This is a genomic window from Marivivens sp. JLT3646, from assembly GCF_001908835.1.
Lineage (GTDB): Bacteria > Pseudomonadota > Alphaproteobacteria > Rhodobacterales > Rhodobacteraceae > Marivivens > Marivivens geojensis.
Window position 1 is genome coordinate 561714 of sequence record NZ_CP018572.1, and the last position, 16252, is coordinate 577965.

A 16252-nucleotide genomic window follows, 5' to 3' on the forward strand; every position below is an offset into this window, starting at 1 on the left:
AGGGGACAAGAGGGGGCCGACAGCCCCCTCCCTTTAAGCTTTGATTAATTCACAGCCTTCGTTTCGATGACTTCGGCGTCATACGCGGGCGATTTGCCGATCTCGATCCGGCGCGGTTTGAGCGCTTCGGGCACTTCGCGCACGAGGTCGACGTGGAGCATGCCATTCTGGTGGCTTGCGCCCGTGACGCGGACATGGTCAGCGAGGTGGAAGCGGCGGTCAAAGGCGCGGGTGGCGATGCCACGGTGCAGATAGGCGCGCTCGCCGTCTTCTTCGGGTTTGCGGCCCGAAACGAGAAGGGCGTTTTCACGCAGCTCTACTGTCAAATCTTCGTCTGAAAATCCAGCAACAGCCAGCGAGATACGCCACGCCTGTTCGCCGGTTTTCTCGATATTGTATGGGGGGTAGCTGGTTTGTGTCGTCTCGGTCGACATGACGCGATCCATGAGATCAGCGATTTGGTCAAAACCGACAGTGGCACGATATAGGGGGGCTAGGTCAAAACTACGCATGGGTTATCCTCCATTGAGCGATACCAAAATTACGCCTTCCCTCATGGGACAGGCTATCGAACAGGACCCGTTGTGGCGTCCTGTTCATCTGATTTGGGGATGCGATTTTAGGATTTCAAGCCTGTCAGGGGCGGATGAATTTCGCGCCCGTGTCGCCGCGTTGGCCTGGCATAATCGCGCGGGGAAGGATCGACTGCGCGCCCATGTCGTAATAGGCCAGCAGTTCGGACAAAGGTTGGTCGAGCGACGCGCCGAGCGACACAGCCGTGCCGTCCAGATTGGTCATCGCAGAGACGACAGATACGATTTCGGCAACGCCATTTCTGACCCTGAACACCGGCGACCCTGAGGCGCCAAAATTCACGTCGCAGGTCATAACGACAACGCCGTTCTGTCTCCCCAGAACATCGCAGATTTCTTGGAGCGAAGGGGCGCCCTCACGTCCGCGGGCGTAGGATACGACGCCGACTTGATCGCCTGCGCGCGGCGTGGCGGCGATGGGGTAGGGGAAAATACGGGTGGTGCGGATCGGTTGGTCGAGTTCCAAGAGCGCTAGATCGCGGGCCACTTCTTCGCCTGTTGTGCCGACCCCAAAGCGGTAGTTGGGATGGGCGACGACGCGGCGAACGTTGCGGTAGGCTTCGGCCCGACCTTCGCGCAGACCCGCGCCAAAGCTGAAACGACCAGCCTCAATCGGGCGTCCGTCGCGGTCATAGACGCAATGGGCTGCGGTAAGGATGAGGTCATCACGGATCAGCGCGGCAGTGCAGAACCCTTTGCCCGCGATGTCGAGGCGACCGACAGCTTCCCATCCTCGGCCATCGTTCGACGTTGAGAGGGTCACGAGCCGACCATCCTGCGCTGCGACCGAAGTCGCGCCCAGCATCAGAGCGATGAATAAGGCGATCAAACGCATTGTGGTTCCCTAGTTCGCGGCCCTTTTGCCAGAGCCATGCGGCAGCATTATGGCAGCTATCTCTATGTTATAGCCTCTGGCAAGAAATCACAGGCGCGCATAGTCTGGGCATATGACTTTGATAGATCACCTGACTTTGCTGACATTGGGCGACGGGCTCGCCGCTGCCTTTATTCTAATGGCTTGGGCCATTGTGGGATGGGTGATCGAACATCCGCCTGCGGGCCGCCCTTCGGTGTCCACGTTGATGGTGTCGTACCGCATGGATTGGATGCAAGCGTTCGAGGCCCGCGACAACCGTATCTTTGACGCGCAGATCATGGGCACTTTGCGGCAGGGCACGTCGTTCTTTGCTTCGACTTCGATCCTTGCGATCGGTGGTGTCTTGGCTTTGATCGGTAATACGGATCAATTGCGCGGCGTGGCGCAGGAGTTCGCCAATGCCGACGCGCCCGAATTCATCTGGCAACTCAAGCTCGTGCTTGTTGGGTTCTTTCTGACCTTTGCGTTCTTAAAATTCGTCTGGGCTCACCGTTTGTTCGGCTATTGCGCCGTCGTGATGGGCGCCGTAGGGCGCGCAGGCGAAGAGCGCGGCGCACGCCTTTGGAAACAAGCGGCAGAGTTGAACATCCACGCGTCCGTAAATTTTACCCGTGGCCTACGAGCTATGTATTTCGCACTGGGGGCTTTGGGCTGGCTCGTTGGACCGATTGCATTGGCTGTGACCACAATCGGCATCACTTATCTCTTGTGGAGCCGTGAATTCAGCTCTGCCCCTCGCGAAATTCTACTGGAAAAGAACGGCGATTAACGCCGCCCTTCACGTAGCCACGCGGCAAGGATCAGAACCGCCGCCAGCATCAGGAACAACCATGCTGGGACGAGCGGGAAGACCGCGACTTCTGCCGTGCGATAGGCCCCGCGTGGCGTGATGCCGATCCAACCATTGCCTGCCGCCACGCGTCCTGCGCGCACTGGGCGAACGTCGAATGTGCCATCCTCCATCCGCAAGCTGCCGCCGCCTGTAGCTTCGATCAGGGGGGCGATAACGGTTTCGGTTGCGATGGTTTCTTCGAATTCTTTGGGGGCGGCAGGGCCAGCGGCAATGACCGTTTCCTGATCGCCTTCACGAATGCGGTAGAGCCCCATTTCGACTGCATCAAAGCTGGTTTCAAACCGACCAGGAGCCGTCTGCGTGAGGCTCATCTGAACCTCCGCTCCATCAGGCGAGATAACCGTGGCACTGCCGACCGTATCGCCCAAGGTGCGCCGAATAATGCGGATCGACTGACCTGTGACCTCAGCCCAGAGTGCTTCTTCTTCGAGCTCGGGTTCCTTCATCATCCAATGTGCCAGACGGCGCAGCAGTTCGAGCTGTGGACCACCGCCCTCAACTCCACGATCCCAGAGCCATGATTGATCCGAGGTCAGCAAGGCGACACGCCCATCGCCCACACGGTTCAGCACCAAAAGCGGACGATCATCGGGGCCTGTCATGACGACTTCGGCGTCGGGCGAGGGCACTACGTCCATCAGCCTAAACCAACGACCCCAACCCGCCGATCCATCCTCGCGGCGGTCGGTGTAGTCCTCTAGCCCCTCGGTCACGGGGTGCCGCTGGCCTAGGTCGGATACGGTCGGAACAAAGCCTTCTTCGATCACGCGTGCAGTAGGTGCGCCGGGGATCACATCGCCCAAGGCGCTGCGGTAGATGCTATCGGCGGTTCCAAACTCTGGCCCAGAGGACACCAAGAGCGCGCCGCCCTGTTCCACGTAATTCGTTATGTTTTCATAGTAGGCATTCGGCAGAATGCCGCGCCGCCGATAGCGATCAAAGATGATCAGGTCGAAATCGTCGATCTTTTCGAGGAACAATTCGCGGGTCGGGAAGGCGATCAACGATAGCTCGTCCACGGGCACGCCGTCTTGTTTCTCTGGTGGACGTAGAATGGTGAAATGGACCAGATCCACGGCGCTGTCCGATTTCAACAGGTTCCGCCACGTCCGTTCGCCTGCATGAGGTTCGCCAGAGACTAGCAAAACGCGCAACCGGTCCCGCACGCCGTTGATTTGCACCACGGCAGCATTGTTGCGGTCGGTCAGTTCGGTCGGATCTGCAGCAGTCGCGAATTGTAGAACGTTCATTCCGCCATGCGGCAGCGTGATCGGCAGGTCGATATCTTGGCCCAAGGGCACGTCAAACCGCATCGGCACACCGCCATCAATCGCGATCGTCAGTGGCGCGAGGCCAGCGTTCGTCGGCGCGTAGCCCTGATCTTCGATCCGTAGGGTGAGCGAAACAGGTTCGCCGATGATGGCAAAGGCAGGGGCGTTGCGCACGATCAGGCGGCGGTCCCAATCGGTGGCTTTGCCCGACTGCAACAGATGCACGGGCGCAGGCACGGTGGGCATTCGGTCCATGTCGTGGATGCGCCCATCGGACAGCACCACAACGCCCGCAATCCGCCCAGATGGTTCCTCGGCCAAGGCTTCGGTCAGGGCGGTCATAGCGTGGGTTCCTGTGTCACCTGTCCCATCTGGCACAGTGATTTCACGCAGTTCGGTATTGGCAAAACCCGCCACCTCGCGCCGCAAATTCGCCAGTGCATCAGCAGTTTGGCTTGGCCGGTCGCTGACGGATTGGCTCGCACTATCATCGACTACCGCGATCACGATGTCAGAGAGAGCCTCGCGGTTTTCGCGTTGCAGGGCAGGGTTCGCCAGAGCGATCAGCAACGCCACAGCCGCCAATCCGCGCAGCCACCAGCCACGTAATCCGCGCCAAAGCGACAGGCCAATCGCCGCCGCGCTCAGCGCTGCAACCGCCCAAATGAACGGCCACCCGATCAGCGGATCAAACACAACACCCGTCATTGGCCCAACCTATCAAGTAGCGCAGGCACGTGGACCTGATCCGATTTATAATTGCCCGTCAGCACATGCATCACGAGGTTTACGCCGAACCGATAAGCGATCTCACGTTGGCGTTCGCCAGCCATACCGCGCCCAACAGGAAGCAAGCGGCGCCCTGCTTCATCCATCGCCCAAGCCGACGCCCAATCGTTGCCGCCGATCACCACGGGCGTGACCCCATCGTTAAGGTTGCGGAACGGCATCCCGTCGATCTGTTCTGCGTCAGGCGGCGAGGCTTCGACCCAGACCTCGGGCGAATTATAGCGACCTGGGAAGTCTTGGAGCAGGTAGAAGGTCCGCGTCAGAACGTGGTCTTCGGGGATCGGTTCAATGGGTGGAATGTCGAGCCCAGCCGCAATCGCCTGCAGTTTGCGTGCCTCAGGGGTGGAGGTACCATATTGCGCCACATCGCCGTCACGCGTGTCAAAAAGGATCATCCCGCCGCTGCGCAAATAGCGGTTCAGTTTCGCATAGGCTTCGCGGCTGGGCATAGGTTGGTTGGGGGTGATCGGCCAGTAGAGCAGCGGAAAGAACGACAGTTCATCCATCTCGATATTCACGCCGATCGGGTTTGCGGGTTCAATCGATGTCCGCCGATAGAGCGTGTCTGAAAGCCCATAAAGGCCCGCGTAAGAGATATCATCAATCGCCTGATCGCCCGTGATGACATAGGCCAACACCACGTCTGAGGTCGCCGCGATGGCAAAACTATCATCCTGCGCTATGCCGTCCCGCGGCATCAGGCCGATCGCGATCAGCCCGAGCAGCATCGCTCGTGCGCCGCGTAGACGGCCCGAGAGGGACAGTGATGCAATGATATCAGCCATCAAAACCAGCAGCGCAGCAAAGAGCAACGCCCCCTTGAGCGGGGTCGTCGTCGCATCGCGCGTGCCCTCAACCGTGATCCCAGCGGGCCATGTTGCGGGGGCAAGCGTGCTGTCCTGAGCCAACACATTCACGGCCAAGGCGCGGTCTTCGCCGCTATACAAACCGGGGTGGAGGTCTGCGCCAACTGTGCCTTCGGCAATGCGTTCGCCGCTGACGCCCGCTAGCGTTGCCGCATCCCGCAACGTGCCCGTGGCGTTCAGAACCCGCTCTGGCATCCATGTGGTGCCTGCGAGGTCGTCCAATGTCGGTTGCGAGGGCCGCGTCGATACCGCCAGCCGTTCGAGCATCTGAACAAAGAGGCCAGAGAGCGGCAGGTTTGACCATTCCGCATTGGCGGTGACGTGGAACAGGACGATCTGTCCCGCCCCCAATTCCGCTCGCGTCACAAGCGGGGTGCCATCGGTTAGTTGCGCAATCACACGCTCTGCAAGGGTTGGATCGGGTTGGGCCACGACCTGCGATGTCACCTCTACATCGTCAGGCACGGTGAGCCCCGCAAAGGGCGAGGTCGCCGCAAAGGTATCGAGCGTTTTGGGCGCGCCCCAGCTCATCGTGCCGCCGACGCTGCGTCCACCTGACCGTAGGCGCACAGGCATCAACGGATCCTCCTCTAGCAGCGACAGATCCGCCGCAGCCATCCGTGGCCCTGCGAACCGCACCAATAGCCCTCCGTTTTCGACCCAAGCAGTGATCGCCTCGGATTCCAGCGGGGACAGCGTTGCCACATCGGCGAGGATGACCACGTCGGGATTGGCGGGGATCACGTCACCGAGCGGTAGTTCGAGGAGATCCGCATTTTCCGCAAGCGCTTCGCGGAGATAATGAAGGGGAGAAAGCAGTTCCAACCCCTCGCGGGATGCCCCGCCAGAAATCAGCGCCACCTCGCGCCGTTTCAGGCTATCGTCAGTCAGCGTAACTGCGCCCGCCGTGGATTGGCCGATCAGTTCAAACCGCGTCACCCGATTGCGCAATTCTGGCGGCAGGTCAAAGGTGATGGAGGCCTCAACAGCTTCAGTGGCAAAGGTCACAGGCTGCGTGGCAAGTTGACGTTCGATGCCTGATGGGTCGAGGCCGATTGCGGCGACCGATAGCTCAACTTCTACACCCGACAGGCTACGCAGGGCGGTCAGCGTGACTTTTCCATCCGCAAATTCGGCTGGGCGCAGGGCATAGACGGGGCGTGCGGTTTCGAACACGCGCAGATCGCCGTGGGATTGGAATGCAGTGACGAGGTCAGCCCGCGTGTCGCGGCCCAGCCCATCGGATAGCCAATAGGTGTCGAACGATCCCTCTAACCCCGCGATCCATGCGGCGAGGTCGTTCATCGATGGCTCCCACGGGTTCGGCGTCAGCCCTGCAACTGTACGGCCAACGGCATCCGCCGATTGAAACGCAATTCCATCTTCAGGCAAATCGGTCAGCGATACGACGGCGACCGTGCGCCCTTGCCGTCCTGCGGTCGCCACCATCGCGTCGATACGGTCCAGCCGCGTCGCCCAATCCCGCGCACTCGCCCATGTGCCATCCGTGACGATTAACAATGGGCCAGCGCCGTTCTCGGTTTGTTGCGGGTTCAACACCGGACCAGCAAAGCCGATAATCATCGCCGCCACTGCCAAAGACCGCAAAAGCAACAGCCACCATGGCGTTCGGTCCGTCTGAACCTCATTGTCCGATAGCCCGAGGAGGAGCGCCACCCCAGGGAAACGGCGGCGGATTGGGGCAGGGGGCACAGCACGGAGCAAGATCCATAAGATCGGGAGCGCGACCAGCGCGATCAAAAGCCAAGGGGCTGCAAAACCTATGGGGCCGAGTTGGAACATCGTTATTTCCGCTCCATCGCGCCGTAGAGCCAAAGAAGGGCCGAGGCCGCGCTTTGCCCTGTGTGATGCGTGTGAAACTGCCATCCCGCCACACGGGCCAGATGCGCCAGCCGATCTTTGCGTGCGGCGAGCCGTTCGAGGTAGCGTTCCTTTAGATCGCCCGCTTTTTGCGTTTCATGGGTCAGGCTACCGCCCATCGACTGAAACACCGTCCGTCCGTCAAATGGAAAGGCCTCTTCTTGCGGGTCGAGCACCTGAAGGATCGCGCCGCCGATACCACGATCCGCTGCTCGCAACATCGCGTCCTCGACGCCTGCGATGTCCCCCATAAAGTCAGAGACAAAGAGGGCGCGGGAATGGGGTAACATCCCATCCGTATCAGGGCTGCCGTAATCGTCGGTCGATTGTTCCGCCAACAGCTCTGCCAGATAGAGCGCCTGCGCTTCACCGCGTTTCGGCGGGAGCCGTAGCCCCGTTAGACCCACCCGTTCGCCCCCCCTCAACAGAAGGATCGCAAGGGACAGGGCCAGTACACTCGCGCGGTGGGCTTTGGTCTCATCGCCTGAGGTGAACGACATCGACGCCGCGCGATCGACCCAGAGGATCACCGACTGCGCGATTTGCCATTCCTTGTCCTGAATAAAGGCCGTGTCGGATCGTGCCGACCGTCGCCAGTCGATCAGACGTGCTTCATCGTGGGGCTGCGCTGGGCGGTATTGCCAAAATGTATCGCCCAGACCGGCGCGCCGCCGACCGTGATCGCCGAGTATAACAGTGGTCGCCAAATGCTCTGCCTGCGCGAGAAGCGCAGGAAGCGGGGCCGCTAAACGCTCTGCCCCAGCACGCAAGGCAAGCGCGTCACTCACGCGGCTGCCTCAACCTTGGTAATCTGGGCGGAGACGGTGTCGATGATCGACGTGAGGTTTTCACCCCGCGCCCGTGCCGCAAAGGACAATGCCATACGGTGCGATAGAACAGGGGCCGCCAGCGCACGCACGTCTTCGGGCGATGGGGCGAGGCGCCCGTTCATCAGCGCCTCTGCCCGTGCGCAGAGCATCAACGCCTGCGCTGCACGGGGACCCGGACCCCAAGCTACGTTTTGGCGGATCACGTCAGGAGCATCCGCGTCAGGACGGCAGGCCCGCACCAGATCGAGGATCATTTCAACGATGTTTTCACCGACTGGCATCCGACGCAGCAACGCTTGGGCCGCGATCAGTTCATCTGCGGTAAAGACGGCATGGGCCACATCTTCGGTCGCGCCTGTGGTCGCCAGTAGGATTTCTCGCTCCACATCGCGGGTCGGGTAGGGCACGTCGATCTGCAACAGAAAACGGTCGAGCTGCGCTTCGGGGAGGGGGTATGTCCCCTCTTGTTCCAATGGGTTCTGGGTCGCCAGAACGTGGAACGGTTTGCCCAAGGGGCGATGCTGCCCCGCAATCGTCACCTCGCGTTCCTGCATCGCTTGCAATAGCGCGGATTGGGTGCGCGGCGAGGCACGGTTGATCTCGTCCGCCATAAGAAGCTGGCAGAATACGGGGCCTTCAACAAAGCGAAATGCCCGTGTGCCATCCGCCGCTGTTTCCAGTACCTCGGAGCCAAGGATATCCGCTGGCATCAGGTCAGGCGTAAACTGCACACGGTTCGCATCCAGCCCCATCACAGTGCCGAGCGTGTTGACCAAACGCGTTTTGCCGAGACCAGGAAGGCCGACCAATAACGCGTGTCCGCCAGAGACAAGCGCCGCCAAAGTTAGGTCAACAACCCGTTTTTGTCCGATGAATTGTTTGGCGATACTATCCCGCGCCAGAACGAGCTTTTCGCCCAATGCTTCGATTTCGACGACAAGATCGGCGGGTGCTGCCATGACAATGCTCCTCGGTCACACTATGTTCCTAAAGAACCAGATATCACCCCTGATCCCAATGGGAAAAACATGACTACACAAAAGAATGTTACCCCGTCGGCGGAAAGTCTCGCTTCTGCTGCGAAAGCTGCCTCAAAAAAGGGCCCGCCGCCTGTCGAAAAATGGAACCCGCCGTTTTGTGGGGATATCGATATGCGGATCGCCCGTGACGGGACATGGTTTTATTTGGGCACGCCGATTGGCCGTAAACCGCTGGTAAAATTGTTCTCGTCTATCATTCGCAAGGATGGCGACGATTATTTCCTCGTCACGCCTGTCGAAAAGGTGGGCATCATTGTCGATGACGCGCCTTTCGTTGCGATTGATTTTGAGGCGACAGAGGGCGGGTTAGAATTCGTGACCAATGTTGATGACGTTGTGACCGCAGGCCCTGACCATCCGATCCGCGTCGAACGCGACCCTGAAACGGGCGAACCGTCTCCCTACGTATTGATCCGGCGTAACCTCTGGGCGCTGATCGACCGCAAGTCTTTCTACCGCCTCGTTGATCTGGGTGAGGTCGAGGGCGAAATGTTTGGCGTTCGGTCGATGGATACATTTTTTGGAATCATCCCCGCAGCCGAGCTGGACTAGTCTAGGTCGCAGTTCAGGGAACGAATGTCGCTTATGATAAACAGCGGTGAACGTCAGGAAATTTCTGACCGTTAGCGGTGTCGTAAATGACGTTTCAGTCTGGAAAATGACGTTTCGCGCACCTTTCCATAGTGCATTTGGCGTGTATGACCGCATTAAATCCAACGCGGAGTCCTCCATGTCCAAATACGCCCTCACAGTGACCTGCCAATCCACCCGTGGGATTGTTGCTGCAGTCGCAAACTACATGGCCGATACTGGCTGTAACATCACTGACGCATCGCAGTTCGACGACGCTGGCACGGGTCAGTTCTTCATGCGCGTCAGCTTTACCTCGGAAAAGGGCATGTCGCTTGCCGATCTGAACGCTGGCATGGCCGCGACGGCTGAAAAGTTCGGCATGGACTATGCGTTCCACGATGAATCCGTCAAAATGAAAGTCGTGATCATGGTGTCCCGTTTCGGTCACTGCTTGAACGACCTTCTTTACCGTTGGAAAATCGGTGCGCTGCCGATCGATATCGTTGCGGTGATTTCGAACCACATGGATTACCAGAAGGTCGTCGTGAACCACGACCTGCCGTTCCACTGCATCAAAGTGACCAAAGAGAACAAACCGCAGGCAGAAGCCGCGATCATGCAGGTTGTCGAAGACACCGAAGCAGAACTGATCGTTCTGGCTCGCTACATGCAGGTCCTCTCGGATGATCTCTGCACAAAGATGTCTGGCAAGATCATCAACATCCACCACTCGTTCCTGCCGTCCTTCAAAGGCGCGAACCCCTACAAACAAGCCTACGAGCGCGGCGTTAAGCTGATCGGTGCAACGGCGCACTACGTGACCGCTGACCTCGACGAAGGTCCGATCATCGAACAGGACATCGTTCGTATCACTCACGCTCAGTCGGCCTCTGACTATGTTTCGCTCGGCCGCGACGTAGAGAGCCAGTGCCTGTCCCGCGCCATCCACGCGCACGTTCAGCACCGCGTTTTCCTCAACGGCAATAAGACCGTCGTATTCCCCGCCTCCCCGGGTGCATACGTTTCGGAGCGTATGGGCTAATCTCCCACTTCCATATTCTCCCTCGGTGGGCGGCCTTCGGGTCGCCCTTTTCTTTTTCTGCTTAGGCGTGCAAAGATACTGACAGTACGCTGTCAGTAGGGGTGTGTCATGACAGGGCATCACAAATCCAAAGGAGATTGGAAATGACTGCCCAACCTGTTGTTATCTGGACTGAAACCCCCGTGCGTGATCTGGACGCCGCTGCCGCATATTACGCGGCCATCCTGAAAATTGATGTCACCTTCCGCGAAGAAGGCGGTCGTCGTGTCGCAGCTGTCGCAACCGAAGGCAGCGTTGGAACTGACCTCTTTGTCGATCCCGCTGCGGGTCAAGGCGTCAGCGTTTTGCACATGACCGTGACCGACGGTTTGGAAAACGCTCTCGCTCGGGTGCCTGCGAATGGTGGCGCGGTCGATAGCCCGATCATCGACATCCCACAGGGCCGTTTTGCCTATACCCGCGATCCCGATGGCAACCGCATCGGCCTGTTCGAGGCCGCCTGATGCGCCGCGCTGACCGTCTTTTTCAGATCGTTCAACTGCTGCGCGGCGGGCGTTTGGTGACGGCAGCGCAACTCGCTGAAAAACTAGAGGTCACGCCGCGGACGATTTACCGCGACGTGGCCGACCTTATGTCGACAGGCGTTCCCATCGAAGGCGAAGCAGGCGTCGGTTATATCATGCGGGATGGTTATGACCTGCCGCCCCTGATGTTCACCGAGGCCGAGATCGTGGCTTTGGTCGCGGGCGCACGGATGATGCAAGTCTGGGGTGGCGCTTCGATGGCCGAAGGCGCCACCGAAGCGATCGTCAAAATCGAAGCCGTGTTGCCTCAGCGATTGCGACAAAGGGTCAACGCGGTCGGTGTTAATGCTCAAGAGATGAATGATCTGACCCCTGACGTGCGCAGGTTGATCGATCAGATCGAACAGGCTTCTTATCAAAAACACCGCCTGACGATGACATATCGCGATGAAAACCACGTGGCGACGACCCGCACCGTTCGGCCCTTGGGGCTGTGGTATTGGGGGAAGGTCTGGACGATGGTCTGTTGGTGCGAACTGCGTGCGGGATTTCGGATGTTTCGTATCGACCGCATCACAAAGATATCCGAGGGTGAACTGTTCAAGGATGAAGCCGGAAAAACCCTGCGCGATTTTTACGCATCCCATGATCGCAGACCACTCATGGTCACTCGGCCGCAAAACACCTAAATGGGTTGTGAACCACGAGAGGAGATACCTATGGCCCTTCCGACACTCGATTGGGAAGCTCGCTTTGCCAATGCTGACGGTTACCTATTCGGCGAAGAGCCAAGCTATTTCCTCCGTGATGTGACACGTCTTTTGCCGACTAAGGGAACAGCCTTGGCTGTGGCGGATGGCGAGGGTCGGAACGGTGTTTGGCTTGCGCGTCATGGGCTCGCTGTAACATCGGTCGATGTGTCGCCCACTGCACAGTCGCGGGCCCAAGTGTTGGCTGATAAGCACGATGTGTCGATAACACTGACCCTCGGGGATGCCCATGATTGGGACTATCCCGAAGCCACCTTTGATGTTGTTGTGGAAGTCTTCACGCAATTTAGCAAACCGGATGAACGGGATCGCAAATGGGCGGGGATGCGCAAGGCGCTGAAATCAGGTGGCTATCTGGTGATTGTCGGCTATCGCCCCGAGCAATTGGCGTTCAACACTGGTGGGCCGCGCGATGTGGCGCACCTCTATTCCGAAGCCCTCTTGCGCGAGGCCTTTGCCGACTACACACTATTGCGTCTGTCGATTGATGAACTTCAGCTTCAAGAGGGTCGCGGACACGATGGCATGTCCGCAACCATTGGCGCGGTCTGGCGGAAACCTTAACCGCCGACGTTTAGGACGATTTTTCCAATATGCGCGCTGCTCTCCATCAGGGCATGCGCATCTGACGCGGCGTCTAGCGGAAATTCGCTGTGCATGACGGGGCGCACCTTGCCCGCGTCCAGCAACGGCCAGACCTTTGTGCGCAATTCATCCGCAATGCGGCCTTTCGCCAGATCGGATTGGGGGCGCAGGGTCGAGCCTGTGAACGTCAAACGGCGCATCATCAGTTGCGCCCAGTTCACTTCGACCTTGGAACCCTGAAGGAATGCGATCTGAACGAGCCGCCCATCATCGGCCAGCGATTTGATGTTTTTGTCGATATACGACCCACCCACCATATCGAGGATCAGGTTTGCGCCGCCAACAGCTTTCATCCCCGCGACGAAATCCTCGTCACGATAGTTGAAACACTTTTCCGCACCGAGGTCTTCGCAGGCCTGACATTTGTCAGCTGACCCAGCGGTCGCAAAGACTCGTGCGCCAAACGCTTTGGCGAGTTGGATGGCCGTTGTGCCGATGCCCGATGACCCTCCGTGTACGAGTAACCGCTCACCGCCCTGCAATCCGCCGCGCATAAATACGTTGGACCAGACGGTGTAGAAGGTTTCGGGCAGGCAGGCGGCCTCTTTCAACGACAGTCCGTCAGGGACGGGCAGACAATGCGCGGCAGGTGTCGCTACATATTCGGCATAGCCCCCACCGGGGAGGAGTGCGCACACCTGATCACCGACTTTGACGCCTTCGGCCCCTTCGCCGACCGCCACCACGGTGCCCGACGCCTCTAGGCCAGGAAGGTCGCTCGCCGTCGGAGGAGGCGCATAGAGACCCGCACGCTGCAGGGCATCGGGACGGTTCACGCCCGCATAGGCCACTTTGATCACGACCTGCCCCGCTTCGGGCGTGGGGATCGGGCGTGAACACAGTTGCAGAACTTCTGGTCCGCCGGCTTGGGTGATTTCAACCGCGCGCATCATATCGGCCATTGGCCGTCCTCCTTAGTCGTTTAGGGTCCAGCGTCCCGGCAGGTCTTCTGCCGCGCCCCGTTTCGGGGCTTTGATGCCAGATAGTAGTTTTTCCATTCCCGTTGCGAATTGCCCCAGAACGGGGGTCTTTTTCACGGTGGATTTGAATTTCTCGAACTGCATGACGTTGTCGATCCGACGGTCGATAAAGGCAGCGGTCGCCTCACCGCCGGTTTCGTCGCCGAGCCAATAGACCACGCAGGACGCATAGACGCCTGACAGGATCGTGCGTTTCGAATACCAGTTTATGTCGTCCGAAGTGTCGCCCAGCGTTTCCCAGATAAGGTCTGCGGTTCCCCAAACCAACTGTGTCCCAATCGGCGCGAGGTGAGGCATCGAAAACAGCGTCATGCCACGACGCACCATATCGCGATCCACGACCTCGAGGCGGAACCGGATCGCGGCTGCCACACGTTCACTGTAGCGCATCGATGCGAGGTCGGTGGCCTCCATCTGTGCGACCATCGCCGCATCGCCCCGCTGGTGATAGGCCACGGCAAGGTCGGTCGCACCACGTGGGCACGCGGCGCGGGCGTCAGCTTCGCTCAGTCCAGAATCCGCGATCGCCATCTTAAAGGCGTCCTCGCTCCACCCGTCGAAAATGACATGGGGTTCGATAGCGTCCAGCAGGCGATTTTGCATCGGTGATAGGGGGGTGATCGGCATAGCGTTCTCCTTCTGGGGGCAGACTAGACAAAACATAGTGCCATTGCTATACGCGGCCATCCTGCAATCTTTTGCAAATCCAACTTAGAAAGGTGGTGAAAACCACATGCAGGTTAGTGTTCGCGATAATAACGTAGAACAGGCGCTCCGTGCGCTTAAGAAAAAACTGCAGCGTGAAGGCGTCTTCCGTGAAATGAAGCTCAAGCAACATTTCGAGAAGCCCTCCATCCAGAAGGCCCGTGAAAAGGCTGAGGCGATTCGTCGTCAGCGCAAGCTGGCTCGTAAAAAGCTGCAACGCGAGGGTATGCTCTAAGAGCAAACCAACGTGGCGAAATTGGCCCCCGTAGCTTTGGCTGCGGGGGCTTTTTCTTTAGACGGGCAGGGCAGTGGTTTGCCGCACCTGTTTCAGCGAAAATGACGATTGCAGCGTCTGCACCCCCGGTAGCCCCGCGAGGTGACGACGGTGAATGCGGGCAAAATCTTCGGCGTCCTCGGCCACGACTTTGAGTAGATAGTCCGCAGACCCCGCCATCAGGTGGCATTCCAACACGTCAGGTATCAGCGACACGGCCTTTTCAAAGCCGCTGAGGATTTCATCCGCCTGACCGCTGAGCGTGATCTCAACGAACACGGTGGTTTTGCGGTTGATTTTGCGTGGATCGACGAGGGCGACATAGCCTTTGATGAACTTGTCCTTCTCGAGCCGTTGAACCCGTCGATGACAGGCAGAGGCTGACAAGTGGACCTTATCCGCCAGTTCCGCGTTCGAGATTCGCCCATCCTTTTGCAGAACCTCCAGAATCCGACGATCTATCGAATCCAATCCATCTTCACGCGAGTTCATCCCAGTAATTCCGTTATTATTCGAATAATCTTCGAAAAATTATACCATCGGCACTTAAAATGTCCAAGTAATTGCGCAATGGGCGCGTCATCTTGATCACAACGAACAGGAGAGACCCCAATGCACATCGGCTGCCCCAAAGAAATCAAACCCCAAGAATTCCGCGTAGGTCTGACACCTGCAGCTGCTCAGGAAGCAGTTGCAAACGGTCACACCGTCACCGTTGAAACCGCTGCTGGTATGGGCGCTGGTTTCACCGACGAAGACTACATCGCGGCTGGCGCGAAAATCGCTGCGACCGCTGCCGAAGTTTTCGCTGCTGCGGACATGATCGTAAAAGTAAAAGAGCCTCAGGCGGTTGAGCGTAAGATGCTCCGCGAAGGCCAGCTTCTGTTCACATATCTGCACCTCGCTCCCGATCCGGAGCAGACCAAAGACCTTCTTGCGTCTGGCGCAACCTGCATTGCCTATGAAACCGTAACCGACGACCGTGGCGGACTTCCCCTGCTTGCCCCGATGTCTGAGGTTGCTGGCCGACTGGCGCCGCAAGTTGGTGCCTACACGCTGCAAAAAGCGAATGGCGGTCGTGGGGTGCTGTTGGGTGGCGTGCCAGGCGTTGCACCCGGTCGCGTGCTGGTTATCGGCGGCGGTGTCGTCGGCACCCACGCGGCGAAAATCGCTGCGGGCATGGGCGCTGATGTGACCGTTCTCGATCGTTCGCTGCCGCGCCTGCGTTACCTCGACGACGTATTCGGTGGCACTTTCAAGACTGCATACGCTTCGGCTGCAAACACCATCGAACTGGCGCGTCAGGCTGACATGATCATCGGCGCAGTTCTGATCCCGGGTGCGGCTGCGCCGAAATTGATCTCCAAGGCGCAGCTCTCCGAGCTGAAGCCGGGTGCGGTTCTGGTTGACGTTGCAATCGACCAAGGCGGCTGTTTTGAAACCTCCCGTGCAACCACCCACCAAGACCCGATCTACGAAGTTGACGGCATCATGCACTACTGCGTCGCCAACATGCCGGGTGCTGTGGCGCGTACATCGACCCTCGCGCTGGGCAACGCGACCCTGCCGTTCATGATCGCTCTGGCGAACAAAGGTTGGAAGAAAGCCTGCGCAGACGACAAACACCTGCTGAATGGTCTGAACGTTCACGCTGGTCAGTTGACCTACGCTGCCGTGGGCGAGGCTCTGGGCCTGCCGACTGTCGACGCTGCTTCGTTGCTCTGATTTCCTCCCCTGTA

17 protein-coding genes are annotated in these 16252 nt (G+C 58.9%); 8 read left to right on the top strand and 9 right to left on the bottom strand.

The window, feature by feature from the left end; translation table 11 throughout:
- Positions 1-44: 44 nt before the first annotated feature.
- Positions 45-512 (bottom strand): Hsp20 family protein, encoded by a 468-nt coding sequence (locus BSK21_RS02890; RefSeq protein ID WP_067549924.1) that lies wholly within the window; start codon positions 510-512, stop codon positions 45-47.
- A 124-nt stretch (positions 513-636) separates the two neighbouring features.
- Positions 637-1428, bottom strand: coding sequence for a serine protease (locus tag BSK21_RS02895; protein ID WP_067549922.1), 792 nt, complete (start codon positions 1426-1428; stop codon positions 637-639).
- Between the two features lie 112 nt (positions 1429-1540).
- Between BSK21_RS02895 and BSK21_RS02900 the strand changes: the two genes are divergently transcribed.
- Positions 1541-2239 carry a DUF599 domain-containing protein gene (locus tag BSK21_RS02900; protein WP_067549920.1) on the top strand — a complete coding sequence of 233 codons (699 nt, stop codon included), beginning with the start codon at positions 1541-1543 and terminating at the stop codon, positions 2237-2239.
- Here the strand turns inward: BSK21_RS02900 and BSK21_RS02905 are convergent.
- From BSK21_RS02905 to BSK21_RS02920, 4 genes are read right to left on the bottom strand one after another with little or no spacing between them, the layout of a single operon-like run.
- Positions 2236-4302, bottom strand: coding sequence for a hypothetical protein (locus tag BSK21_RS02905; protein ID WP_067549918.1), 2067 nt, complete (start codon positions 4300-4302; stop codon positions 2236-2238). The genes BSK21_RS02900 and BSK21_RS02905 overlap by 4 nt on opposite strands.
- On the bottom strand, positions 4299-7052 hold the full coding sequence (locus BSK21_RS02910; RefSeq protein WP_067549916.1) for a DUF4159 domain-containing protein: 2754 nt from the start codon (positions 7050-7052) through the stop codon (positions 4299-4301). The genes BSK21_RS02905 and BSK21_RS02910 overlap by 4 nt, the downstream gene beginning before the upstream one ends.
- Before the next feature lie 2 nt (positions 7053-7054).
- Positions 7055-7918, bottom strand: a complete 864-nt coding sequence (locus BSK21_RS02915) for a DUF58 domain-containing protein (RefSeq protein ID WP_067549914.1) — start codon at positions 7916-7918, stop codon at positions 7055-7057.
- Positions 7915-8919, bottom strand: a complete 1005-nt coding sequence (locus tag BSK21_RS02920) for a MoxR family ATPase (protein WP_067549912.1) — start codon at positions 8917-8919, stop codon at positions 7915-7917. The genes BSK21_RS02915 and BSK21_RS02920 overlap by 4 nt, the downstream gene beginning before the upstream one ends.
- Positions 8920-8988: 69 nt before the next feature.
- On the opposite strand from BSK21_RS02920, the gene BSK21_RS02925 reads away from it, so the two are divergent.
- From BSK21_RS02925 to BSK21_RS02945, 5 genes are all read left to right on the top strand, one after another.
- The gene (locus BSK21_RS02925) at positions 8989-9552 is read left to right on the top strand and encodes a DUF1285 domain-containing protein (RefSeq protein ID WP_067549910.1); all 564 of its coding nucleotides are present in this window, start codon (positions 8989-8991) and stop codon (positions 9550-9552) included.
- 178 nt (positions 9553-9730) lie between these two features.
- Positions 9731-10615 (top strand): formyltetrahydrofolate deformylase, encoded by an 885-nt coding sequence (gene purU / locus BSK21_RS02930; RefSeq protein ID WP_067550526.1) that lies wholly within the window; start codon positions 9731-9733, stop codon positions 10613-10615.
- Positions 10616-10758: 143 nt separating this feature from the next.
- Entirely contained in the window at positions 10759-11118 is a 360-nt protein-coding gene (locus tag BSK21_RS02935) for a VOC family protein (protein ID WP_067549908.1), read from the top strand.
- Complete coding sequence (locus tag BSK21_RS02940; RefSeq protein ID WP_067549906.1) at positions 11118-11828, top strand: YafY family protein; 711 nt, start codon at positions 11118-11120, stop codon at positions 11826-11828. Before BSK21_RS02935 ends, BSK21_RS02940 begins: the two co-directional genes overlap by 1 nt.
- Before the next feature lie 30 nt (positions 11829-11858).
- Positions 11859-12473 carry a bifunctional 2-polyprenyl-6-hydroxyphenol methylase/3-demethylubiquinol 3-O-methyltransferase UbiG gene (locus tag BSK21_RS02945; RefSeq protein ID WP_067549904.1) on the top strand — a complete coding sequence of 205 codons (615 nt, stop codon included), beginning with the start codon at positions 11859-11861 and terminating at the stop codon, positions 12471-12473.
- On the opposite strand, the gene BSK21_RS02950 is transcribed toward BSK21_RS02945, so the two are convergent.
- Both BSK21_RS02950 and BSK21_RS02955 read right to left on the bottom strand, forming a co-directional pair.
- Complete coding sequence (locus BSK21_RS02950) at positions 12470-13456, bottom strand: NAD(P)H-quinone oxidoreductase (RefSeq protein WP_067549902.1); 987 nt, start codon at positions 13454-13456, stop codon at positions 12470-12472. The genes BSK21_RS02945 and BSK21_RS02950 overlap by 4 nt on opposite strands.
- Positions 13457-13468: 12 nt before the next feature.
- Positions 13469-14161, bottom strand: a complete 693-nt coding sequence (locus tag BSK21_RS02955) for a COQ9 family protein (RefSeq protein ID WP_067549900.1) — start codon at positions 14159-14161, stop codon at positions 13469-13471.
- A gap of 106 nt (positions 14162-14267) precedes the next feature.
- Between BSK21_RS02955 and rpsU the strand changes: the two genes are divergently transcribed.
- A complete protein-coding gene (gene rpsU / locus BSK21_RS02960; RefSeq protein ID WP_067549898.1) occupies positions 14268-14474 on the top strand; it encodes a 30S ribosomal protein S21 in 207 nt (68 codons plus the stop codon).
- Positions 14475-14531: 57 nt separating this feature from the next.
- Here rpsU and BSK21_RS02965 read toward each other — a convergent pair whose 3' ends face one another.
- A complete protein-coding gene (locus tag BSK21_RS02965) occupies positions 14532-15005 on the bottom strand; it encodes an Lrp/AsnC family transcriptional regulator (protein WP_067549896.1) in 474 nt (157 codons plus the stop codon).
- A 120-nt stretch (positions 15006-15125) separates the two neighbouring features.
- On the opposite strand from BSK21_RS02965, the gene ald reads away from it, so the two are divergent.
- Positions 15126-16238, top strand: a complete 1113-nt coding sequence (gene ald / locus BSK21_RS02970) for an alanine dehydrogenase (protein ID WP_067549894.1) — start codon at positions 15126-15128, stop codon at positions 16236-16238.
- The last annotated feature ends 14 nt before the right edge of the window (positions 16239-16252 follow it).